Here is a 22,425-nt window from a genome sequence, read left to right on the forward strand (position 1 = left end):
GCGACGCGATAGCGATGAACGCCGCCCCGCCCCGCTCCGGCCGTCAGGCGGACGTGCCGCTGACGCTTTCAGTATCGGTCGATGCGGCGCCCGACGTCGGGCCGGCGGCGTCCGGCGCCGCGATCAGCGCGACCAGCATGTCGTGGTCGATCGATTCGTGCTGCAGCAGGCTGCGCGCGATCCGTTCGAGCGCATCGCGGTGCGCGGCGAGCGTCGCGGTCACGCGCGCGTGCGCGTCCTCGAGCAGCGCGCGCACCTCCTCGTCGATCAGCTGCGCCGTGTGTTCGCTGCAGTGGCCGTCGCCCGGCGTCCATACGCCCGGCGCGCCGTGCTGCAATGCGCCGTCGTCGAGCGTCGCGAGGCCGAGCCGCTCGCTCATCCCGTACTGCATGACCATGTGGCGCGCGAGCGCGGTGGCGCGCTCAAGATCGTTCTGCGCGCCGGTCGACACGTCGCCAAACGCGATTTCCTCGGCCACGCGTCCGCCGAGCAGCACGTCGAGCCGGTCGAGCAGTTCGCTCCTGCGCAGCACGTAGCGATCTTCGGTCGGTACCTGCTGCGTGTAGCCGAGCGCCGCGATCCCGCGCGGGATGATCGACACCTTCTTCACCGGATCGCAATGCTCGCGGCTTTGCGCGACGAGCGCGTGCCCCGATTCGTGGTACGCGATGGTGCGCTTCTCCTGCTCGTTCATCACGCGGCTCTTGCGCTCCATGCCGGTCATCGCGCGATCGATCGCCTCGTCGAAATCGGTCATGTCGATCGCCGGCTTGCCGAGCTCGGCCGCATGCAGCGCGGCTTCGTTGACGACGTTCGCGAGATCGGCGCCGACGAAGCCCGGCGTGCGCTGCGCGAGCTCGGCGAGATCGACGCCGGGTGCGACCTTCACGCGCTTCGTATGCACGGTCAGGATCTGCTTGCGGCCGTTCAGGTCGGGCCGGTCGATCGCGATGTGCCGGTCGAAGCGGCCGGGGCGCAGCAGCGCGGGATCGAGAATCTCCGGCCGGTTGGTCGCGGCCATGATGATCACGCCGGAGTTGGCCTGGAAGCCGTCCATCTCGACGAGCAGTTGGTTGAGCGTCTGCTCGCGCTCGTCGTTGCCCGACATCAGCCCGACGCCGCGCGCCTTGCCGAGCGCATCGAGCTCGTCGATGAAGACGATGCACGGCGCGGTTTGCTGCGCCTGTTCGAACAGGTCGCGCACGCGCGCCGCGCCGACGCCGACGAACATCTCGACGAATGCCGAGCCGCTGATCGTGAAGAACGGCACCGCCGCCTCGCCGGCGACGGCGCGCGCGAGTAGCGTCTTGCCGGTGCCCGGCGCGCCGACGATCAGCACGCCCTTCGGAATCTTGCCGCCGAGCCGCTGATAGCGATCCGGATCGCGCAGAAACGCGACGATCTGCTGCAGCTCTGCCTTCGCCTCGTCGATGCCCGCGATGTCGTCGAACGTGATGCCGGTTTCCTTCTGCATGTACACGCGCGCGCGGCTCTTGCCCATCCCGCTCAGGTCGCGCATCCCGCCCGGCCGGCGCGTCATGAACGTCCAGATCACGACGAAGCCGATCAACGGAAAGATCCAGGTCGCGAGCGTGCCGATCCAGCCGGTATCGGCCGCGCCGCGGTAGCGAATCCCGGCCGCGGTCAGCGCCGCAACCAGATTGTCGTCGCTCACGCGGTTCGTGGTGAAGCGCCACGGCGCGCCGGCCGCCTTCACGTCGGCCGCGTCGGAGGCCGGCAGCGCCGCCCCCGCCTGCGGCATGCGCAGCGTGCCGGAGATCGACGTCTGCCCGATCTCCAGATCGTCGACGAGCCGCGCTTCCACGAGGTGGTGGAAATCGCTGTAGGAGATCGCGGTCGCCGCCGGCTGACGCCCGAACAGTTGAACCGCGATCAGTACCGCGAACGCGATCGGAATCAGCAGGCCGGAGTAGTCGAAGGTTTTTTTCATCGGCTAGACCCTGCCGGGCGGCCCGGCACCGGTTCACGCATCGTCGCGCGTCCAGTGCGCACGCAGCATGTCTTCGCCGTCGCGATAGTTGATCGCGAGACTGCCGTGATGCGCATGCAGCAGCGCGTCGGCCAGGCGCCTGACCATGTGTGCGCCGGTCGTGCGCACGGTGACCGAATCGGCGGACCGCTCGATCTCCATGATGCGCTCGAGCGCGTGCTCGCTCGTCTCCATGTCGGCCTGACGCTGCAGCAGCTCGAGGATCATCCCGCGATGCGCGTGCAGATACGCGCCGTGCAGCACCAGCTCGCCGGCCGGCACGTTTTCGCGCATGCGCTTGCAGGCCGGGCATTCGAGCTGGCGCCGATCGCGCGGCGTCGCGTACCAGGTCCAGCGGCCCGCGTTGCAGACCGCGCCGCAGCCCTCGCAGATCCGGTCGCCTTTGGGCCGCTTCGGCTCGCGATAGCTGTCCTTCGTATGCGGTTGCATCCGCTTGTCGCGGCGCAGAGGGTTGCGGCCGGAGCCGCCATTCGAACGGTTCATCGCATTTCTCCTGACAGTGGACAACACCGGCGCGACGGTCGTGCGACGCTCGCGCACCGGTCATGCAACGCTCAGGCGACGGTCAGCCGGTCCACGACCTGCCGCACGCCGCGCACTGCGCCGGCCGCGCCGCACACCGCGCGCTTGTCGGCCAGCGACGCCACGGTGCCCGACAGCGTGACCACGCCGTCGCTCGCGTCGATCGAAATGCCGGAGGATTCGCGCCGCGCGCGACGCGCGAGGGCGTCAGCGATCCGCGCGCCGACGTCCGGCACCGTCTGGTCGGCGCGCACGCGGATGCGGTTCGCCACGCCGACGACGCCGGTCATCCGGCTCACCATCGCCTCGGCCGCGCGGCTCTGATACGCATGGTCGACTTCGCCGTCGAGCGTCACGCAGCCGTGATCGACCTCGACCGCGATCTTGTGATCGCGCAGCGCCTCCTGCCAGCCGAGCGCGAACGTGATCGCGATCGCCAGCTCGTGGTCGGCGCATGCGCTTGCCGGCGGCGTGACGCTCAGTTCGAGCACCAGCGCGCGCGCATCGGCGACATGCAAAGCGGTTTTCTGCGCTTCCAGCTTCTGCGCCCAGCTGTCGACGCTGCCGCGCAGCGTCACGATCCGGTCGCGGACCTCGACGTCGATCCGGCGCGCATCGATCGCCGGATTCCAGAACAGCGCCTGCTCGACATCCTGCTTCAGTACGGCGTCGGACTTCATGCCGGTCTCCCGTCGGCGCATGCCGGCCGCGACGTTTGCGACCGGATCCGTGCACCATCGCGATCAGCATCGCGCACGGCGGCCGCGACGGCTTGACGAGGATCAAGCAACGGCCGGCTCGCGGCGGCCGCGCGTCGGTGCGCCGCCGTCCGCCCCGCGCTGCTTCGATCGCCCCGCTCGGCCAAAAAGGACGACGCCGGGGCAGCACAGCAGGCCGCCCCGGCGCGCCGGCATCGCGGCCACGTCTCGGTGCGCGCGTCAATCGAGGGGCCGCTCGACACGCAATCCGGCCCGAGTGACCCAGATCAAGGGGAAACCCGGTAATCGTCGGATATAAACGAGGCCGAAGCGGCGACGCCCGAGGGCGCCGCCATCCCGTATTCCTGCATTCGTCGAGGCCTTCCATGCGCGCTGCCGCGCTTGCCGCTCCGTTTCACCCGACCGTCGTGCGGCGCATGCGTGTCGCCGTGCTGTTGGCGGGCCTGGGACTGCTGTCGGGATGCCTGTCGCTCGCGCCTGCCGACACGCGCCCGCCCGCACCGATTCCCGCCGCCTTCCCCGATCCGTCGGCCGCCGCGTCGCCCGCCGCGCAGGCGCCCGACTGGCACGCCTACTTCGTCGACACGCGCCTTCAGGCGCTGATCGCGCAGGCGCTCACGAACAACCGCGACCTGCGCGCGGCCGTGGCACGCGTCGACGAGGCGCGCGCGGTCTACGGCGTCCGCAGCGCGGACCAGTGGCCGACGATCGGCGCGGGTGCGGCCTACGCGCGGTTTCGCACGCCGGGCGGCTTGCTGACGCCGGCGCCCATGATCGGCCAGCTCTACGAGGTGCAACTGGCCGAGACCCAATGGGAGATCGATTTCTGGGGCCGCGTGCGCAGCCTGAAGGCGGCCGCGCTGCAGCGCTATCTGGCGAGCGACGCGGCCCGCCAGGCGACGACGCTGAGCGTCGTCACCGGCGTCGCGAACGCGTATCTGACGCTGTGCGAGATCGACGAGCGGATCGTGCTGACCCGCGCGACGATCGACACGCGCCGCGAATCGCTGCGGATCTTCCGGCTGCGTTACGCGGCCGGCGCGATCTCGCGCCTCGACCTCACGCAGTCGGAGATCCTGCTGCAGCAGGCCGAGTCGCTCGGCGTCCAGTTGCAGCAGGCGCGCGCCACGGCGGCCGATGCGCTCGCGCTGCTGGTCGGCGCGCCCCCCGAGCTGGGCGCAGCGCCGCTCGCGCTCGACGACGGCGCGGTGCTGCCGTCGCTCGCGCCCGGCCTGCCTTCGTCGCTGCTCGAGCGCCGTCCGGACGTGATCGCGGCCGAGCACGAACTGCAGGCGAGCCGCGCGAACATCGGCGCGGCGCGCGCGGCGTTCTTCCCGCGCATCGCGTTGACGAGCGCGATCGGCTCCGGCAGCACGGCGCTGCACGACCTGCTGACGTCGGGAACGGGCGTGTGGTCGCTGATCCCCAGCGCCACGCTGCCGCTCATCGACGGCGGCCGCAACCGTTCGAACCTCGCACTCGCGAATGCGCAGCGCGACGAGGCGCTCGCCCGCTACGAGAAAACGCTGCAAGGCGCGTTCCGCGACGTCTCCGACGCGCTCGCCGCGCGCCACTGGCTGGCCGACCAGGTCGCGATCGAACGCGCGACGCTGGCGTCGCAGGCCGAGCGCGCGCGCCTCGCGAAGTTGCGCTACGACAGCGGCGCGACGCGCTTCCTCGAAGTGCTCGACGCGCAGCGCGACCTGATGAACGCCGAGCAGCAGCTCGTCGTCACGCGGCGCGCGCTGCTGTCGAGCCGCGTCGCGCTGTACGGCGCGCTGGGCGGCGGCCCCGACGATCCGCGCCTGCCGCCGACGGCGCAGCAGCCTATCCATTCGACTGACTCGGAAAACAGACAATGAAAACCATCCCGCGCCCTCTTCTGATCGGTGCCGGTGCGGCCGTGCTCGCCGTCTGCGTCGCCTATTACGGCTGGTCGCGCTGGCGCGACGGCCAGACCGATGCGGGGCTCGTCAGCGGCAACGGCCGCATCGAGGCAACCGAAATCGACGTCGCGACCAAGCTGCCCGGGCGCGTGACCGCGATGCTCGTCGACGAAGGCGACTTCGTGAAGGCCGGCCAGCCGCTCGCCCGGATGGACGTCGTGGTGCTGCAGGCGCAGCTCGACGAAGCGCAGGCGCGCGCGCAGCAGGCCGTGAACACCGCGGCGAGCGTCGACGCGCAGGTCGCGCAGCGCCGCAGCGACAAGGCGGCGGCAGAGGCCGTCGTCGTGCAGCGCGAAAGCGAGCTCGACGCAGCCACGCGGCGGCTGGCGCGCTCAGAGACGCTGTCGCGCGACGGCGCCTCGTCGCTACAGGAACTCGACGACGACCGCGCCCGCGCGGGCAGCCTGCGCGCGACCGTGAATGCCGCGCGCGCGCAGGTGCAGGCCGCGCAGGCCGCGATCGACGCGACCCAGGCGCAGCTCGTCGCGGCGCGCTCCGCAGTGACGGCAGCGCAAGCGACCGTCGCGCGCGTGCGCGCCGACATCGCGGACAGCGAGCTGACCTCGCCGCGCGACGGCCGCGTGCAGTACCGCATCGCCGAGTCGGGCGAAGTGCTGCCGGCCGGCGGCAAGGTGCTCAACGTCGTCGATCTGTCCGACGTGTACATGACGTTCTTCCTGCCGGAAGCGGCGGTCGGTCGCGTGCCGCTCGGCGCCGACGTGCGGATCGTCCTCGATGCGGCGCCGGAATACGTGATTCCGGCCCGCGTGTCGTACGTGTCGAGCACCGCGCAGTTCACGCCGAAGACGGTCGAGACGGCCAGCGAACGGCAGAAGCTGATGTTCCGCGTCAAGGCGCGGATCGATCGCGACTTGCTGCAGCGCCATCTGAAGCTGGTGAAGACCGGGCTGCCGGGCGTCGCGTGGCTGAAGACCGATTCGCACGCGGCGTGGCCCGAGCGCCTCGCGATCAAGGTGCCGCAGTGAACACGACGACGCGCGCAGATATGGACAGCCGCGCGACCGACGGCGCGCCGGGCGCGGCCGGCCCGGCGCCGGTCGCCCGGCTGTCGGGCGTGTCGCTGCGCTACGGCGGCAAGGCGGCGCTCGACGACGTGACGCTCGAGATCCCGGCCGGCCGCATGATCGGGCTGATAGGCCCGGACGGCGTCGGCAAGTCGAGCCTGCTCGCACTCGTGTCGGGCGCGCGCGCGATCCAGCAGGGGCACGTGCACGCGCTCGACGCCGATCTGTCGTCGCGCCGCGATCGCGCGCGCGTATGCCGGCGCATCGCGTACATGCCGCAAGGCCTCGGCCGCAACCTGTACGCGACGCTGTCGGTCGAGGAGAACCTGCAGTTCTTCGCGCGCCTGTTCGGCCACGACGCGGCCGAGCGGCGCCGCCGGATCGACGCGCTGACGCGCAGCACCGGCCTGCATCCGTTCCTCGACCGCCCGGCCGGCAAGCTGTCCGGCGGGATGAAGCAGAAGCTCGGCCTGTGCTGCGCGCTGATCCACGATCCCGACCTGCTGATCCTCGACGAGCCGACGACCGGCGTCGATCCGCTGTCGCGCGCGCAGTTCTGGGATCTGATCGCGCGCATTCGCGTCGCGCGGCCCGCCATGAGCGTGCTGGTCGCGACCGCCTACATGGACGAGGCGCGCCGCTTCGACTGGCTGATCGCGATGGACGCCGGCCGCGTGCTGGCCACCGGCAGCCCCGCCGACCTGCTCGCGCGCACCGGCTGCGACACGCTGGAGGCCGCGTTCATCGCGCTGCTGCCGGACGAGCGCCGCAAGGGGCACCAGCCGGTGCAGATCGAACCGTTCCGGCCCGACGCGACCGCCGGCTACGCGATCGAGGCCGACGGGCTGACGATGCGGTTCGGCGAGTTCGTCGCGGTGGACCACGTGAGCCTGCAGATCCGTCGCGGCGAAATCTTCGGGTTTCTCGGCTCCAACGGCTGCGGCAAGTCGACGACGATGAAGATGCTCACCGGCTTGCTGCCGGCGTCCGAAGGCACGGCGACGCTGTTCGGCCAGCCGGTCGCCGCCAACGACATCGACACGCGCCGCCGCGTCGGCTACATGTCGCAGGGCTTTTCGTTGTACGGCGAGCTGACCGTGCGGCAGAACCTCGTGCTGCACGCGCGCCTGTTCGGCGTGCCGGAAGCCGACGTGCCGGCGCGGGTCGACGAGATGGTCGCGCGCTTCGGGCTCGCCGGCGTGCTCGACGTGCTGCCGGAGCGCCTGCCGCTCGGGATGCGGCAGCGGCTGTCGCTCGCGGTCGCGATGGTGCACAAGCCGGAGCTGCTGATCCTCGACGAGCCGACCTCGGGCGTCGACCCGGTCGCGCGCGACGACTTCTGGCGGCTGATGATCGAGCTGGCGCGCCGCGATCGCGTCACGATCTTCATCTCGACGCACTTCATGAACGAGGCCGCGCGCTGCGACCGCATCTCGCTGATGCATGCGGGCCGCGTGCTCGCGAGCGCCGCGCCGGCGGAGCTGGTGCGCATGCGCGGCGCGGCATCGCTCGAGGACGCGTTCATCGGCTATCTCACCGATGCGCAGCGTGAGGACAGCCCGAGCGATGCAGCCGCAGCGGCCGATGCGTCGTCCGACGCCGGCTGGCTCGCCACTGCCCCGTCGGCCACGCCCGCGGCCGCCCGCGGCGCAGCGCGGACCGCATGGTTCAGCGCCGCGCGCGCCGGCAGCTACCTGTGGCGCGAGGTGCTGGAGCTGCGCCGCGACCCGCTGCGCGCGACGCTCGCGCTGTTCGGCTCGCTCGTGCTGATGTGCGTGATCAGCATCGGCATCAGCCTCGACGTCGACAACCTGACGTTCGCGGTGCTCGACCGCGACCAGTCGATCCTGAGCCAGGACTACGCGCAGAACCTCGCCGGCTCGCGCTACTTCGTGCCGCGCGCGCCGCTCGCGGACGATCGCGACATCGAACGCCGCATGCGCAACGGCGAGCTGTCGCTCGCGATCGAGATTCCGCCCGACTTCGCGCGCGACGTCGCGCGCGGACGGCACGTCGAGATCGGCGCGTGGGTCGACGGCGCGATGCCGATGCGCGCCGAGACGATCCGCGGCTACGTGGCCGGCATGCACGAGAACTGGCTGCGCGACCAGGCGAAGCGCCGCCTCGGCGTGGCGCTCGCGCCGGCCGTCGACATCGCGGTCCGCTATCGCTACAACCCCGACGTGAAGAGCTTGCCCGCCATGATTCCGGCGATCATGCCGATGCTGCTGTTGATGTTGCCCGCGATGCTCACCGCGCTCGCCGTGGTGCGAGAACGCGAGCTCGGGTCGATCGTGAACCTGTACGTGACGCCCGTCACGCGCGCCGAATTCCTGATCGGCAAGCAGGTGCCGTACGTGATGCTGGCGATGCTGAACTTCCTGCTGATGGTGGTGCTCGCCGACCTCGTGTTCGGCGTGCGGATCAAGGGCAGTTTCGCGACGCTGGCGGCCGCGGTGCTGATCTTCAACGTGGTGGCGACCGGCATCGGCCTGTTCGCGTCGACCTTCACGCGCAGCCAGATCGCCGCGATCTTCATGACGATCGTCGGCACGCTGATACCGGTCGTGCAGTTCTCGGGGCTGCTCACGCCGCTGTCGTCGCTGGAAGGCAGCGGCAAGTGGATCGGCACGATCTATCCGGCCACCTACATGCTCGCGATCAGCCGCGGCGTGTACAACAAGGCGCTCGGGCTGTCCGACCTGTCGTCGCAGTTCTGGCCGATGCTCGTGGCCGTGCCCGTCATCCTCGTGATGACCGGCGTGCTGCTGCGCAAACAGGAGCGCTGATCATGTCACGCCTGAACGCCATCTTCCGGCTCGGAGTGAAGGAACTGTGGAGCCTCGCGCGCGACCCGATCCTGCTCGCGCTGATCGTCTACACGTTCAGCGCGTCGATCTACGTCGCCGCCACCGCCCGCCCCGAAACGCTGCACAAGGTGCCGATCGCGATCGTCGACGAGGATGCGTCGCCGCTGTCCGCGCGCATCGCGGCGGCGTTCTTCCCGCCGCAGTTCGCGCCGCCGCCGATCGTCGGCGCGGCCGCCGCCGATCGCGGCCTCGACAACGGCGACTACACGTTCTCGCTCGACATCCCGCCCGACTTCCAGCGCGACGTGCTGGCCGGCCGCCATGCGACGGTCCAGCTCAACGTCGATGCGACGCGCATGACACAGGCCTTCACCGGCGGCGGCTACGTCCAGCAGATCGTGTCGGGCGAGATCGACTCGTTCGTGCAGCGCTATCGCGGCTCGCCGCTGCCGCCGGTCGATCTCGCGATGCGCATGCGCTTCAACCCGAACCTCGACGAAGTGTGGTTCGGCGCGCTGATGGAGCTGATCAACAACGTCACGATGCTGTCGATGATCCTCACCGGCGCCGCGCTGATCCGCGAACGCGAGCACGGCACGATCGAGCATCTGCTCGTGATGCCGGTGACCGCCGCCGAGATCATGCTCGCGAAGGTCTGGTCGATGGGGCTCGTGGTCGCGGCGGCGGCGGTCGCGTCGCTGAGCTTCGTCGTGCAGGGTGCGCTGCACGTGCCGATTCCCGGCTCCGTGCCGCTGTTCGTGGCCGGCATGGCGCTGCACCTGTTCGCGACGACGTCGATGGGGATCTTTCTCGCGACGCTGGTGCGCAGCATGCCGCAGTTCGGCATGCTGCTCGTGCTCGTGCTGCTGCCGCTGCAGCTGCTGTCGGGCGGGCTCACGCCGCGCGAGAGCATGCCGCTCGCGGTGCAGGACATCATGCTCGCCGCGCCGACGACCCATTTCGTCGAGCTGGCGCAACGCATCCTCTATCGCGGCGCCGGCCTCGACGCGGTGTGGATGCAGTTTGCCGCGCTGTTCGCGATCGGCTGCGCGCTGTTCCTGCTGTCGCTGACGCGCTTCCGCAAGACGATCGGCCAGATGGCCTGAGCGGTCCGGCGCGCGGCGCCCCCGGGTCCGTTGACACAGATCAACTGCGACGCGACGCCGCACGCGATCATGACGCCATGTGCCGCAACCAGCGGCGCCATCGCCTGCGGCCCCGCCGTGCCATCGGCCGCCGCTCAACCGGAGAACGTCATGATTCGACTGCAATATCGAAGCACGTTGGCGACGTCCTGCGTGTTCATCGCGCTCGCATCGCTGCTCGGCGTCGTCCACGCGATGCTGATCGACGAGCAGGTCGCGCCGTATGCGATCGTCGCGCTGGTGTCGGGCATCGTCGGCTTCGTCGCCCAGCTGGACCCGGCGTCGAGCGAGCGCTAGCCGGACGGCCGCGCGCTTCGCACCGGCACCATGAACGGCATCCTGCGCCTCGCGTTCAAGCTGCTCGTCAACGACGGCGCGAAGTTCACTGCCCTGATCGTCGGCATCACGTTCTCGGTGCTGCTGATGATCGAGATGACGTCGCTGTTCGCCGGCATTCTCAACAAGTCGTCGGCGTCGGTGATCAACATCGGCGCGAAGGTCTGGGTGATGGACCCGGCCGTGAAGACGATCGCGAACAGCATCGGCATGCCCGGCTACGTGCTCGACGCCGTGCGCAGCATCGACGGCGTCAAGTACGCGGTGCCGCTCTACTCCGGCGGTGCGCTGGTGAAGCTGCGCTCGGGCGCGTATCAGGCGGTCACGGTGGTCGGCCTCGACGACGCGAGCCTGCTCGGCCGGCCCACGATGCTCCAGGGCCGCATCGAAGACATCTACGCGGAAAACGGCTTCATCGCGATCCAGGACCCGGAGTTCGCGAAGCTGGAGAACCCGACCATCGGCACCGATTTCGAGCTGAACGATCATCGCGGCGTGATCGTCGGCATCGCGAAGGTCGCCGCGAGCGGCCTGTTCGGCACGCCGACGCTCTACACCACCTACGCACGCGCGATCCGCTACATCCCGTCGCCGCGCTTCACGACCTCGTACATCCTCGTCGAGCCGAAGTCCGATGCGGACATCGCGCACATCCAGGCCGTCGTGAAGTCGCTCGGCTACCGCGCGTACACGCGCGACGAGTTCATCGCGCAGATCTCGCGCTTCTACAAGTACGAAACCGGGCTCGGCACCAACATCATGCTGATGACGATCATCAGCTTCATCATCGGCCTGTCGATTTCCGGGCAGACCTTCTACGCGTTCATCGTCGAGAACCTCGACAAGTTCGGCGCGCTGAAGGCGATCGGCGCGAAGAGCCGCGAGCTGGTCGCGATGATCCTGTTCCAGGCGACCTTCACCGCGCTGACCGGCTACGGCATCGGCGTCGGGCTGTGCGTGCTGATGATCTCGCTCGCCAAGCTGCGCATCCCCGACTACGCGGCCCTCATCACGTACGGCAACCTGTCGCTCGCGTTCGGGATGGTCGTCGTGATCGCGGCGATCTCGAGCTATCTCGGCGTGCGGCGCGTGCTGCGCATCGAGCCCTTCGACATCTTCCGGGGCTGACGATGGCCGGTATCGCGATCGACGCGCGCGGCGTCGACAAATGGTTCGGCGAAGGCGAAGCGCGCACGCAGGCGCTGCGCGACGTGTCGATGCAGGCGCACTTCGGCGAGATGCTGCTGATCGTCGGACCATCCGGCAGCGGCAAGACCACGCTGCTCAGCGTGATCTCCGGCATCCTGCGGCCGGACGGCGGCTCGGTGTCGATCGACGGCGTCGACCTGTGGGCGCAGCCGAACGACGCGATCGCCGAGTTCCGGCTCAACCGGATCGGCTTCGTGTTCCAGGACTACCACCTGTTCCCGCGGCTCACGACCGCCGAGAACGTCGCGATTCCGTTGATTTTGAAGCGCCAGCCGTGGGACGACGCGATCCAGGCCGCGCACACCTACCTGGGCGTCGTCGGTCTCGCCAATCGCGCGCAGCTGCCGCCCGTCAAGCTGTCCGGCGGCGAGCAGCAGCGCGTGGCGATCGCGCGCGCGATCGTCAGCCAGCCCGACCTGCTGATCCTCGACGAGCCGACCGCATCGCTCGACGGCGACACCGGCCGCATGATCATGGAGTTCGTCAAGCACGAGGTGCTGAACGACACGCGCTGCATCGTGATCGTCACGCACGACGCGCGGATCTTCGAATACGCGGACCGCATCCTGCGCATGGAAGACGGCAAGCTGACCGGCATCGAGCGCGGAGGCGTGCGATGAAGCGCCGGCTCGTGTTCGTCGCGGCCGTGCTCGGCTTCCTGGCGAGCGTCGTCGCCGCGTGGCTCTACGGCCGCCAGGAGCCGCCGCAGCCGCCGGTGTTCAAGCCGGCCGCCAATCCGTACGCGCGGGGCGTCTATGCGAACGGCATCGTCGAAAGCGAGCAGCCGGCCGGCGCGAACGTGAACGTCTATCCGGACGTGTCGGGAGCGGTGACGCGCATCTACGTGCACGACGGCGATCCGGTGAAGGCCGGCGACGTGCTGCTGACGATCGACGACGCCGTGCAGCGCGCGAGCGCCGCGCAGCTCGCCGCGCAGGCCGATGCGGCCGCTGCGCTACTCGACGAGCTGAACGCGCAGCCGCGCCGCGAGGTGCTCGACGTGGCCGGTGCGCAGACCCGGGCCGCTCAGGCGAGCCTGAAGCTCGCGCAGGACCAGTACGACAAGCAGCGGCGCGCGTACGACATCGATCCGAAAGCAGTGAGCCGCGACGCGCTCGACACGGCCGCGAACGCGGTGCGCGTCGCGGCCGCCAACGTGGACGTCGTGACGCGCCAGTATCGTCTGACCAAGGCCGGCGCATGGAGCTACGACCTGCGCAACCAGCGTGCGCAGGTCGTCGCGCTGCGGCGCGCGGCCGATGCGGCCGCCGCGCTGCTGGCCCGCTACACGCTGCGCGCGCCGGCGGACGGCATCGTGCTGGCGATGAACGCGGCGCTCGGCTCGTACCTGAGCCCGCAGGGGATCTACGACACCTACACGCGGGCCAGCGCGCCGGTCGCGGTGCTCGGCGCGCCGGTCGACCGGCTGCAGGTGCGCTGCTACATCGACGAGATCCTGATCCCGCAACTGCCCGACCTGCATGCGCTGAAGGCGCACATGTTCGTGCGCGGCACGTCGGTCGAGGCCGATCTGCAGTTCGTGCGCGTGCAGCCGTACGTGACGCCGAAGATCGAATTGTCTGACCAGCGCACCGAGCGCGTCGACGTGCGCGTGCTGCCGCTGATTTTCCGTATCGTGCCGAACCGCAACGTGCGGCTGTTCCCCGGGCAGATCGTCGATGTGTACGTCGCCGGCAAATGACCGCGCGTGCGGCGGCCGTACGTCGCGGCGCCGAACCGCTGCGCGCTTGGCCGCCGGGCTGCTCGCCGCGCTGCTCGCGGGCGGCTGCACGGTCGGGCCGAACTTCGTGCCGCCGCCCGCGCCGCGCGTCGAGCGCTTCGTCGCGCCCGACGATCCGCACGCGGCGTCCGGCCCGTGGACCGGCGACGGCCGCACGCAGGCGTTGTCGCCCGACGCGCCGCTCACGCGCGACTGGTGGACGCGCTTCGGCAGCCACGCCATCGACGCGAGCGTCGACGCCGCGCTGACCGGCAGCCCGACGCTCGCGCTCGCCGAAGCGACGCTGCGGCGCAGCGAGCACGCGTTGCGGGCCGGCCAGGGCGTGTTCTTCCCGCAGATCGACGCGCAGGCCGGCGCGGCGCGCGAGCGCGCGACGCCGTCGCGCGGCCCGGCGTTGCCGGCGTCGATCTTCAACCTGTTCACGCTGTCGGCGACCGTCAGCTACACCCTCGACCTTTGGGGCGGCGAACGGCGCCAGGTGGAGGCGCTGGCCGCCGGCGTCGACGCGCAGCGCCACGCGCTGGCCGGCGCGTATCTGATGCTGAGCGCCAACGTCGTCAACACGATGATCGCGCGCGCCGCGTATCGCGACGAAGGCGCCGCCACGCGCGAGACGATCGGTCTCGTCGACGAGCAGATTCGCCTGACGCGCGCGCAGGTGACGGCCGGCGCGGCGGCCTACGTCGCGGTGCTGACGCTCGAGTCGCAGCGGGCGACGCTGCAGGCCACGTTGCCGGCGCTCGACCAGAAGCGCGCGCAAGCCGACGATCTGCTCGCGCTGCTGGCCGGCCGATATCCGGCCGACTGGCGGACGCCGGAGCTGTCGCTCGCCGCGATCGAACTGCCGGCGAGCCTGCCCGATACCGCGCCGTCGTCGCTGGTGCGCCGCCGTCCGGACATCCAGCAGGCGGAAGCCGAACTGCACGTGGCGAGCGCCCAGGTGGGCGTCGCCACCGCCGCGCTCTACCCGAACCTGACGCTGTCCGCGTCGGGCGGCTTCGACAGCGGCGTCGCGGCCAATCTGTTCTCGCCGGCCGGCCGCGCGTGGAGCGTCGGCGCCGGCGTCACCGCACCGCTGTTTCACGGCGGCACGCTGCTGAACCAGCGGCGCGCCGCGCAGGATGCCTACGACGAGGCCGACGCGTCCTACCGGCAGGTCGTGCTGGCCGCGTTCTCGCAGGTGGCCGACGCGCTGCGCGCGCTCGCGAACGACGCCGCGGCGCTCGATGCGCAGGCTCGCGCGATGGCCGCCGCCCGCGATGCGCTGCGGCTCACGCAGGCCGGCTACGACGCGGGGATCACCGGCTACGTGCCGTTGCTGGTCGCCGACGTGCAATATCACCAGGCCCGCATCGCATGGCTTCAGGCGCTCGCGCAACGCCTGCAGGACACGGTGGCGTTCTACGTCGCGCTCGGCGGCGGCTGGGGCGAAGCTGGTTGACGGACATGGCGCGGGCGCGCGGGCCGGCTTCACGCGGCTTCACGCCGCGTCGGCCGGCTGCTCGACGGTGCGGCGCGCTCAGGCGACGATGTCGGGCCGTTCCCAGCGCGGCAGCTCGGCCCAGCCGAGCGGCGCGTACACGGTGCCGCCGGCCGCGTCGATCGTTTCGACGAATGCGGCGAGCGTCGCGCCGGCCGGCACCATGAGCGTGGTCGCATCGACGAAATCCTCGCTGCGCAGCCACGGCGCCGCGCCGCGGTTGATCTGCTGGACGCTCCACGCGTGGCCGTGGCGCCCGGCTTCGGGCGGCAACAGCCCGGGCGCGTCGAACGCGACCCGCAGCAATTGCGCGCGCGAATCGCTGTACGGCGGTTTCGCCGCGTTCTGATACGGCACGTCGGCCCAGTTCTCGCCGCATTGCTGATTGAGCGGCAGGCACGTAAACCACGCCCATGGCGAACGAACGAAGCACAACCGGTACAGGTGCGCGGCGCCGTCCAGATTGGCGATCAGCGTCATGATGGATCGATCCCGAGAGACTCGCGATGCCGATGCGCAGCGCGCGCACGGCAGGCGCGGATCATCGAATCATGACACCGCGTCCGCGCGCCGGACCGCCATGCGCGGGCCGACGCGACTGACGATTGATCGTAGTCAAACCGCGCGAGCAGCCTCATTGGGCGGCGCCGGCGGTACGGCCGGCGGGGCATGGAATCCTGCAATTGCTGACTTCGGTCAAGCGCTGCCCGCGCGTTCGCGCTGTAATCGCCTTACCGATCCGTCGATTCCCGGCGAGGCTATCTCATGAAACTGACTTTTCTCGGCGCGACCGAAACCGTGACCGGCTCGAAATACCTGGTCGAGCACGGCAGCCGGCGCATCCTGGTCGATTGCGGCCTGTTCCAGGGCACCAAGAACCTGCGGCTGCGCAACTGGCGGACGCTGCCGTTCGCGGCCGACACGCTCGACGCCGTCGTGCTCACGCATGCGCACATCGATCACACCGGCTATCTTCCGGTGCTTGCACGTGAAGGATTTCGCGGGCCCGTGTACTGCACGGCGGCCACGGCCGAACTGTGCGACATCATGCTGCGCGACAGCGCGCGGCTGCAGGAGGAGGAAGCCGACTTCGCGAACCGCCACGGCTATTCCAAGCACCATCCGGCGCAGCCGCTCTATACGCTCGACGATGCGCAGCGTGCGCTGCACCTGCTGAAGCCGGTGGCGTTCGACGAATGCACGTCGCTCGGCGGCGGCGTGTCGTTCCGGCTGCTGCCGGCCGGGCACATCCTGGGCGCGGCGAGCGTCGTGATGCACTGGGATCACAAGGTGCTCGCGTTCTCGGGCGACCTCGGCCGCTACAACGATCCGATCATGCAGCCGCCGCGGGCGCCCGCGCATGCCGACTATCTGGTGGTCGAATCCACGTACGGCGACCGGCTGCACCCGGCGTCGGACCCGGAGACCGAACTCGCCGCGATGTTCGACAAGACCTTCGGGCGCGGCGGGGTGGTCGTGATGCCCTGCTTCACCGTCGGCCGCGCGCAGGAAATCCTGCACTACATCGCGCGGCTAAAGGCGTCCGGCCGCATGGCGCGCGTGCCGGTGTTCCTCGACAGCCCGATGGCCACCGACGTGACGGAGATCTATCGCCACCATATCCTCGAACACCGGCTGACCGTTTCGGAAGCGAACGCGCTCGGCCACGCGGCGACGATGATCCGCTCCGTCGACCAGTCAAAGGCGATCTCCGATCACCACGGGCCGATGGTCATCATCGCCGGCAGCGGCATGGCGACCGGCGGACGCGTGCTCCATCACCTCGCCCGCTATGCGCCCGATCCGCGCAACACGATCGCGCTGGTCGGCTATCAGGCCGCCGGCACGCGCGGCGCGGCGCTGGCCGCGCACGAGCCGACGGTGAAGATTCACGGCGAATACGTGCGCGTGCGTGCGCAGATCGAATCGATCACGACGCTGTCGGCTCATGGCGATTACGAGGACGTGCTCAAATGGCTCGGCACGATGCAGGGCGCGCCGGTGCGAACGTTCGTCACGCATGGGGAGCCGGCTGCCGCGGATGCGCTGCGCCGGCGCATCGCTGATACGCTGCACTGGACTTGTGAGGTGCCGGTTTATGAGCAGTGTGTCGATTTGAATGAGGGGGATGGGGGGGATGGTCTCCATCAAGACGCAGCCGAAGCCGAACCGGCCGATGCCGCGCAGCAGACCGCGGGGCGCTCGTCCTGACGCTTAGTGGCGCCGGTGAAGCGCCGCATACGCATGACGCGTATAGGCCGAGACCTGACCGGTCAGTCAACGTCAGGTTAAGTCTCGGACAATACGACTGTTCGTCGCCGTTGGCGGTGATCGACCCTAAAGAGACCGTCAGACCTCCCGCAAGCGGACACTCGGCGCATGAGCAGGTGCCGGAGCGAATTCAGGCGCGAGTTCCAGTCGATGACCTCCCTGGTCATGTGCGTTTTCCAGTCCGTGTGCGTTTAGAGCGAACCGGTGACAGAAAACGTACGACGAGGGAAGGACAGGCGAGGCGGCGGCTGCTATAGCCGCCGAGCCTAGTCGTTCCACCACCCAGGTGTGGGCAGCTTCTTGGTGTAAGGCGAGCACTGCTCGCGAAGAAGTCGCATGCCCTTGTAGTCCAACGTTACGACCGAAACGGCAGGGTCGGTTGGCCACTTCGCAATCGCGAAATCAGCCTCGTACTCTTTGCCTTCAATGCACGCGATATAAGGCTCGCCCTTGAAAGGCACAGCCGTAATCGCCCAGATACGCGCTTCTCCATGTCGATCGAGGGTGCCATCGAAGACAGTCGATTGGTAATGATTGCAGGAGGCCTCGGACAATCCGAACATCGGGATGCACGGCGTCTGCCATGTCGTTTGGTAAACCGTGACATCTGCTCCCGATAGAGGGTGCCCTTCTCCAGCGACTACCCGTAACGTAAAGTGCCGGGGGAAGACCCAAGGCCCCGCGTGCCCCCACACCAGGAAAAAGAGCGCCGCAGGAATGGCAACGAAGAGCCAACTTTTTCTAAGCTTCATTCGCGCCTACGCGTCAAATCCCTGCGCGTTCAAAGCCGCAGCGCCCCCAAGAGGCAGCGCGCGATGCGCCGCCTCCAAGGTCACCATGTTGAATGCGTCGCGGCTTTTTGCATCCGTCCGAATATGCGCTATCCACTTTCTGATGCTCATCGTTCCAACGCCATGCCTGGTTTAGAAAGCCAGTGCCATCGGTTTGATTTGAGGGGGCGTGGCTGTGGTTTGGGCTTGCATTGTCGACGATTCAGATTTCGTTGTCGCACGGCCGATTCTGGCCGCCTGTTGCCGCAGAGCTACTCGGTTCCGTCAATCGCCGACGCAGCGAGTACAGAGCCTTTATACCTATATGCGTCGAAAGAAAACGGTCCAAACGCCTCAACTATCTGCAAGTCAGATTCACTTGTCTGGTAGGCGAAGCTCTCCCAAACGTAGGATTCGCGTTCACGCCGTACAAGGGCCGAATATGCACCGCACGCGACGTCGCCACACTCAGGGCAGATGTAGAGTAGTACGCGCTTTCCGCTCTCCGGCGGAACGTCGAGCAGCATAGCGGACATGCGTTCGCATTCCTTCGCGTAACCACTCACGAAACAACCCATGAAGTCGGCATGTCCACCGGCACTTTTAACCAGCATTTCCAGCAAAGACTGTCCGTCTATCAGAAAGTCCGCAGAGGTTCGCTCTGTGCAGGTGGCGCCTCCCGACGAGGTTGCTGGTCGATGCAGTCGGCGATGCCCAAGTAGGTTCATGTTCGTGTGCGGAATAGGTATGACGTGCCAAGATTGTCACCGATCGCGGAGCCTGTGTCGAAGGGCCGTTCCTGGCCGACCTGTGACCGACGACGCCGTCGCACCGTGCCCGGTCCGGCGGACGGCCCGCGTCGACCCGGAGCGGTCCTTCGGATTTCTCGAAACCGGTCATTGGGGCAGCGCTAGACCGCCGCCACTTTAGACAATCTAATCGCCTTGGTTGCCCTGCCAGTCGATGTACGCGGCGGTACCCATTGCGTCGAAGTTCGGCATTTCACCGACCTGAACGTGCTGGAAAAAGCCCAAGCAACGGCCCCAAGACGACATTCCCGGGTTGGGCTCGACCCAGCACGAATATCCAAAGCGCGTCCAATCCAACGACCTATCGTCATTGCAGCGGCATAGAAGCTCCTGGGCGATTGCCCTGCACCAAATCAAAGCTTCTTCTGCCGCCGCCGCTTTGATGAAGACTCCAGTCGTCGACTCGTAGTCTTCGATCACTCCGCGGTCGAATAGCTGTCGCGGTTCGGGCTCGTGGTACTGGAAAATGACAAGGTATTCGTGTGACATGTTGCAGGAGCTTGTTTAACGACTTCATAGTTTCGTCCGTCACGCCGGTTCTAGACGATCTTGGCGGAAACATCGGACGACCGGTAGTGCCCGAACTGAGTCAGCCAACCCGCCACTGCCCGTTTAGTCCGGTCCAAGCGCTTTCGGCATACCGCCCTACGACCCGGCGCAAGCACCGGCTCGTATCGCACCCAGCCCCGTCCTCAACTAACCTCAATAATCACCTTCAACGCATGCGTTTGCGCCGCGCGCCCGAACGTGTCATAAGCGCCCTCGACATCATCGAGCGCGAACCGGTGCGTAATGAGTTGCGCCGGATCGAGGCGCCCCGCCCGCACCGTTTTCAGCAGCATCGGCGTGCTGACCGTATCAACGAGCCGCGTCGTGATCGCGATGTTGCGATCCCACAGCTTCTCCAGATGCAGATCGGCCTTGACGCCATGCACGCCCACGTTCGCCACGACGCCGCCCGGCGCCACGATCGACGTACACAGCTCGAACGTCGCCGGAATGCCGACCGCCTCGATCGCGCAATCCACGCCGATGCCGTCGGTCAGCTTCATCACGTCCGCCGCCGCGTCGCCGCTGCGGCCGTCGACGCAGTCGGTCGCACCGAAGCGCCGCGCGATGTCGAGCCGGTTGCTGTCCGGGTCGATCATGATGATCTGCCCCGGCGAATAGAACTGCGCCGTCAGCAGCGCGGCAAGCCCGATCGGCCCGGCGCCCACGATCGCCACCGAGCAGCCCGGCTGCACCTTGCCGTTCAGCACGCCGCACTCGAAGCCGGTCGGCAGGATGTCGGACAGCATCACGAGCGCGTCCTCGTCGGCGCCGGCCGGGATCGGATAGAGGCTCGTCTGCGCATGCGGAATGCGCACGTACTCGGCCTGCGTGCCGTCGATCCGGTTGCCGAGAATCCAGCCCCCGGTGGTGCAGTGCGAATACAGGCCGCGCCGGCAGTATTCGCAGCGGCCGCACGACGAAATGCAGGAAATCAGCACGCGGTCGCCCGGCTTCAGCGCATCGACCGCAGCGCCAACCTGCTCGACGACCCCCACCCCTTCGTGGCCGAGCACGCGCCCCGGTTCGCAGGTCGGCACGTCGCCTTTCAGGATGTGCAGGTCGGTGCCGCAGATCGTCGTGCGCGTCACGCGGACGATCGCATCGGTCGGCGACTGCAGCTCGGGTTTCGGACGTTGTTCGAGCGCCATGCGCCCAGGGCCGTGATAGACGAGTGCTTTCATCGGTATTCCTCCATGGAAATCAGGTTTCTAGCACGTATGCGCCAGGCGCCGCCGCGAAGCCGGCGGCTGGCACGCGAGCCGGCACGTCGCCCGACGAATGCGTGCGCAACCAGCCGCTCCAGCAGGTCCACCACGAACCTTCTACGGGCGGCGTGTCGCGCACGAAGTCGTGCCCGCTGCGGTAAGGCGCGCCGTGCTCGCGCGTCGCGCAGCGGTAGTGGCGGCCGGGATGGCCCGGTTCGGACACGATGCCGGCGTTGTGGCCGCCCGACGTCAGCACGAACGTCAGCGCGTGGTGCGTCATCAGATGGAGCTTGTACACGGAACGCCACGGCGACACGTGATCGCGTTCGGTGCCCACCACGAACGTCGGCACGTCGAGATCCGACAGCGCGACCGGCCGCCCGTCGACGCAGTAGCGGCCGGCCGCGAGATCGTTGTCGAGAAAGAGCCGCGTCAGGTATTCGGTATGCATCCGGTACGGCATGCGCGTGGTGTCGGCGTTCCACGACATCAGGTCGTTCGGCTTGGTGCGCGTGCCGAGCAGGTATTCGCTCATCATGCGCGACCAGATCAGGTCGCGTGCATTCAGCAACTGGAACGTCGCGGCCATCTGCGCGCCGTCCAGATAGCCCTGCCGCCACATCAGCGCATCGAGCGCGGACAGCTCGCTCGCATCGATGAACAGCCCCAGCTCGCCGGGTTCGCTGAAATCGGTCTGCGCAGCCAGCAACGACACCGAGCGCAATGCCTCGTGTTGCCGGCCGTCACGCGCGAGCGCGGCCGCGGCGATCGCGAGCAGCGTGCCGCCGAGGCAATAGCCGACCGCATGCACGGCCTCGCCGCAGATCGACCGCGCGGCGTCGAGCGCAGCCATGCAGCCGTCGCGCAGATAATCGTCGAGCCCGAGCCCGCGCGCTTCGGCGCCGGGGTTGTGCCACGACACGGCGAACACCGTGTAGCCGGAATCGACCAGGAAGCGGATCAGCGAATTGTGCGGCTGCAGATCGAGGATGTAGTACTTCATGATCCACGACGGCACGATCAGGATCGGCTCGCGTGCGACGTCGGTGGTCGTCGGGTCGTATTGCAGCAGCTCGCACAACGCGTTGCGCCACACGACGCGGCCCGGCGTGACCGCGACGTCGCGGCCCGGCAGATAGGGACGCGCATCGTGCGCGCGCTGCTCGCCGGTGTGCTCGAACAACGCGCGCGCGTCGTCGGCCCAGTGCCGCAGACCAGTCGCCAGATTCGCCCCGCCGCTGCGCATCGTAGTGTCGAGCACGACCGGATTGGTCGCGAGAAAGTTACCGGGCGAGCACGCATCGAGCCACTGCCGCGCGGCGAACCCGACCAGCTCCTCGTGATGGCGCTCGACGCCCGGCACGCCGGTGGTCGCGTCGCGCCACCAGCGCTGAATCGCCAGGAAATTGTCGCGATAGACGTGAAACGGCCAGGCGTCCCACGCGGGCGCGGCGAACCGCGGATCGGCGTCGCCCGCGTGCACGGCCAGGCCGCCGGGGTCGGCCGCAGCGGCGTCGCGCACCTGCGACGACGGCGCGACGGCCGCCTGCCACGCCTGTGCCGCAAGCTCGAAGCACTTGCCGGGCGCGACCGCGAGATGCGCGCCCCAGTCGAGCATCGCGAGCGCCATCGACACGGGAGACAGGCCGAGCGTCAGCGCGGCCACGTTCGCGTGGGCCGCGCGATTCCATTGTTCGGCGGGCGTCGCATCGGCCGGCGCAACGGCGAGCGCACACGGCGCCGGTTCGGTCGGCTGCGGCAGCCGTATCGCTTCCTGCGCGAGCGGCGCGCGCATCGCGGGTGCATTCATCAGATTTGCTCCGGGAAACCGGCCTGCCGGTCGCAAGACGCGTGCAGTGGAGCGCGTATCGCGC

18 protein-coding genes are annotated in these 22,425 nt (G+C 68.7%); 10 read left to right on the forward strand and 8 right to left on the reverse strand.

What is annotated here, in order from left to right:
• Window positions 1–43: 43 nt before the first annotated feature.
• From ftsH to EX20_RS14085, 3 genes are all read right to left on the reverse strand, one after another.
• Window positions 44–1,951, reverse strand: coding sequence for an ATP-dependent zinc metalloprotease FtsH (ftsH, locus tag EX20_RS14075; RefSeq protein WP_034193932.1), 1,908 nt, complete (start codon window positions 1,949–1,951; stop codon window positions 44–46).
• 33 nt (window positions 1,952–1,984) lie between these two features.
• Window positions 1,985–2,494, reverse strand: coding sequence for a BCAM0308 family protein (locus EX20_RS14080; RefSeq protein WP_034193933.1), 510 nt, complete (start codon window positions 2,492–2,494; stop codon window positions 1,985–1,987).
• A 71-nt stretch (window positions 2,495–2,565) separates the two neighbouring features.
• Window positions 2,566–3,213, reverse strand: coding sequence for a BON domain-containing protein (locus EX20_RS14085; protein WP_011880371.1), 648 nt, complete (start codon window positions 3,211–3,213; stop codon window positions 2,566–2,568).
• 404 nt (window positions 3,214–3,617) lie between these two features.
• Here EX20_RS14085 and EX20_RS14090 point away from each other — a divergent pair, with 404 nt between their 5' ends.
• The 9 genes from EX20_RS14090 to EX20_RS14130 all read left to right on the forward strand — a co-directional run bounded on the left by EX20_RS14090 (window position 3,618) and on the right by EX20_RS14130 (window position 14,905).
• Window positions 3,618–5,114: an efflux transporter outer membrane subunit gene (locus tag EX20_RS14090; RefSeq protein ID WP_034193934.1), complete on the forward strand. Its 1,497-nt coding sequence runs from the start codon at window positions 3,618–3,620 to the stop codon at window positions 5,112–5,114.
• Window positions 5,111–6,184 carry an HlyD family secretion protein gene (locus tag EX20_RS14095; protein ID WP_011880374.1) on the forward strand — a complete coding sequence of 358 codons (1,074 nt, stop codon included), beginning with the start codon at window positions 5,111–5,113 and terminating at the stop codon, window positions 6,182–6,184. The genes EX20_RS14090 and EX20_RS14095 overlap by 4 nt, the downstream gene beginning before the upstream one ends.
• Before the next feature lie 20 nt (window positions 6,185–6,204).
• Window positions 6,205–9,012, forward strand: a complete 2,808-nt coding sequence (gene rbbA, locus EX20_RS14100; protein WP_139164706.1) for a ribosome-associated ATPase/putative transporter RbbA — start codon at window positions 6,205–6,207, stop codon at window positions 9,010–9,012.
• Window positions 9,013–9,014: 2 nt separating this feature from the next.
• Window positions 9,015–10,139, forward strand: a complete 1,125-nt coding sequence (locus EX20_RS14105; protein WP_011880376.1) for an ABC transporter permease — start codon at window positions 9,015–9,017, stop codon at window positions 10,137–10,139.
• A 150-nt stretch (window positions 10,140–10,289) separates the two neighbouring features.
• Window positions 10,290–10,475, forward strand: a complete 186-nt coding sequence (locus EX20_RS14110; protein ID WP_014726014.1) for a DUF2964 family protein — start codon at window positions 10,290–10,292, stop codon at window positions 10,473–10,475.
• Window positions 10,476–10,505: 30 nt separating this feature from the next.
• A complete protein-coding gene (locus tag EX20_RS14115; protein WP_011880378.1) occupies window positions 10,506–11,642 on the forward strand; it encodes an ABC transporter permease in 1,137 nt (378 codons plus the stop codon).
• A complete protein-coding gene (locus EX20_RS14120) occupies window positions 11,639–12,343 on the forward strand; it encodes an ABC transporter ATP-binding protein (RefSeq protein WP_172820474.1) in 705 nt (234 codons plus the stop codon). The genes EX20_RS14115 and EX20_RS14120 overlap by 4 nt, the downstream gene beginning before the upstream one ends.
• Window positions 12,340–13,425, forward strand: a complete 1,086-nt coding sequence (locus tag EX20_RS14125; protein ID WP_034193936.1) for an HlyD family secretion protein — start codon at window positions 12,340–12,342, stop codon at window positions 13,423–13,425. Before EX20_RS14120 ends, EX20_RS14125 begins: the two co-directional genes overlap by 4 nt.
• A complete protein-coding gene (locus EX20_RS14130) occupies window positions 13,403–14,905 on the forward strand; it encodes an efflux transporter outer membrane subunit (RefSeq protein WP_034193937.1) in 1,503 nt (500 codons plus the stop codon). The genes EX20_RS14125 and EX20_RS14130 overlap by 23 nt, the downstream gene beginning before the upstream one ends.
• Before the next feature lie 78 nt (window positions 14,906–14,983).
• Here EX20_RS14130 and EX20_RS14135 read toward each other — a convergent pair whose 3' ends face one another.
• Window positions 14,984–15,424, reverse strand: coding sequence for a hypothetical protein (locus EX20_RS14135; RefSeq protein ID WP_034193938.1), 441 nt, complete (start codon window positions 15,422–15,424; stop codon window positions 14,984–14,986).
• Between the two features lie 285 nt (window positions 15,425–15,709).
• Here EX20_RS14135 and EX20_RS14140 point away from each other — a divergent pair, with 285 nt between their 5' ends.
• On the forward strand, window positions 15,710–17,155 hold the full coding sequence (locus tag EX20_RS14140; protein WP_034193939.1) for an MBL fold metallo-hydrolase RNA specificity domain-containing protein: 1,446 nt from the start codon (window positions 15,710–15,712) through the stop codon (window positions 17,153–17,155).
• Between the two features lie 326 nt (window positions 17,156–17,481).
• Here the strand turns inward: EX20_RS14140 and EX20_RS31970 are convergent, their stop codons facing one another.
• From EX20_RS31970 to EX20_RS14165, 4 genes are all read right to left on the reverse strand, one after another.
• A complete protein-coding gene (locus EX20_RS31970; protein WP_059463989.1) occupies window positions 17,482–17,967 on the reverse strand; it encodes a hypothetical protein in 486 nt (161 codons plus the stop codon).
• A gap of 953 nt (window positions 17,968–18,920) precedes the next feature.
• Entirely contained in the window at window positions 18,921–19,283 is a 363-nt protein-coding gene (locus EX20_RS14155; protein WP_034193941.1) for a hypothetical protein, read from the reverse strand.
• Window positions 19,284–19,486: 203 nt separating this feature from the next.
• Complete coding sequence (locus EX20_RS14160; RefSeq protein WP_011880386.1) at window positions 19,487–20,527, reverse strand: zinc-dependent alcohol dehydrogenase family protein; 1,041 nt, start codon at window positions 20,525–20,527, stop codon at window positions 19,487–19,489.
• A 19-nt stretch (window positions 20,528–20,546) separates the two neighbouring features.
• The gene (locus EX20_RS14165) at window positions 20,547–22,361 is read right to left on the reverse strand and encodes a PHA/PHB synthase family protein (RefSeq protein WP_034193942.1); all 1,815 of its coding nucleotides are present in this window, start codon (window positions 22,359–22,361) and stop codon (window positions 20,547–20,549) included.
• Between the last annotated feature and the right edge of the window lie 64 nt (window positions 22,362–22,425).

Source organism: Burkholderia sp. WP42 (assembly GCF_000745665.1).
Taxonomy (GTDB): domain Bacteria; phylum Pseudomonadota; class Gammaproteobacteria; order Burkholderiales; family Burkholderiaceae; genus Burkholderia; species Burkholderia vietnamiensis.

Bases quoted from the DNA above. Each gene is read 5' to 3' on its own strand.
- EX20_RS14140 (WP_034193939.1), top strand. From the start codon at position 15,710: ATGAAACTGACTTTTCTCGGCGCGACCGAAACCGTGACCGGCTCGAAA.
- EX20_RS14095 (WP_011880374.1), top strand. From the start codon at position 5,111: ATGAAAACCATCCCGCGCCCTCTTCTGATCGGTGCCGGTGCGGCCGTG.
- EX20_RS14115 (WP_011880378.1), top strand. From the start codon at position 10,506: ATGAACGGCATCCTGCGCCTCGCGTTCAAGCTGCTCGTCAACGACGGC.
- EX20_RS14090 (WP_034193934.1), top strand. From the start codon at position 3,618: ATGCGCGCTGCCGCGCTTGCCGCTCCGTTTCACCCGACCGTCGTGCGG.
- EX20_RS14110 (WP_014726014.1), top strand. From the start codon at position 10,290: ATGATTCGACTGCAATATCGAAGCACGTTGGCGACGTCCTGCGTGTTC.
- EX20_RS14125 (WP_034193936.1), top strand. From the start codon at position 12,340: ATGAAGCGCCGGCTCGTGTTCGTCGCGGCCGTGCTCGGCTTCCTGGCG.
- rbbA (WP_139164706.1), top strand. From the start codon at position 6,205: ATGGACAGCCGCGCGACCGACGGCGCGCCGGGCGCGGCCGGCCCGGCG.
- EX20_RS14160 (WP_011880386.1), bottom strand. From the start codon at position 20,527: ATGAAAGCACTCGTCTATCACGGCCCTGGGCGCATGGCGCTCGAACAA.
- EX20_RS14130 (WP_034193937.1), top strand. From the start codon at position 13,403: ATGTGTACGTCGCCGGCAAATGACCGCGCGTGCGGCGGCCGTACGTCG.
- EX20_RS31970 (WP_059463989.1), bottom strand. From the start codon at position 17,967: ATGAAGCTTAGAAAAAGTTGGCTCTTCGTTGCCATTCCTGCGGCGCTC.
- EX20_RS14105 (WP_011880376.1), top strand. From the start codon at position 9,015: ATGTCACGCCTGAACGCCATCTTCCGGCTCGGAGTGAAGGAACTGTGG.
- EX20_RS14165 (WP_034193942.1), bottom strand. From the start codon at position 22,361: ATGAATGCACCCGCGATGCGCGCGCCGCTCGCGCAGGAAGCGATACGG.
- ftsH (WP_034193932.1), bottom strand. From the start codon at position 1,951: ATGAAAAAAACCTTCGACTACTCCGGCCTGCTGATTCCGATCGCGTTC.
- EX20_RS14080 (WP_034193933.1), bottom strand. From the start codon at position 2,494: ATGAACCGTTCGAATGGCGGCTCCGGCCGCAACCCTCTGCGCCGCGAC.
- EX20_RS14135 (WP_034193938.1), bottom strand. From the start codon at position 15,424: ATGACGCTGATCGCCAATCTGGACGGCGCCGCGCACCTGTACCGGTTG.
- EX20_RS14155 (WP_034193941.1), bottom strand. From the start codon at position 19,283: ATGTCACACGAATACCTTGTCATTTTCCAGTACCACGAGCCCGAACCG.
- EX20_RS14085 (WP_011880371.1), bottom strand. From the start codon at position 3,213: ATGAAGTCCGACGCCGTACTGAAGCAGGATGTCGAGCAGGCGCTGTTC.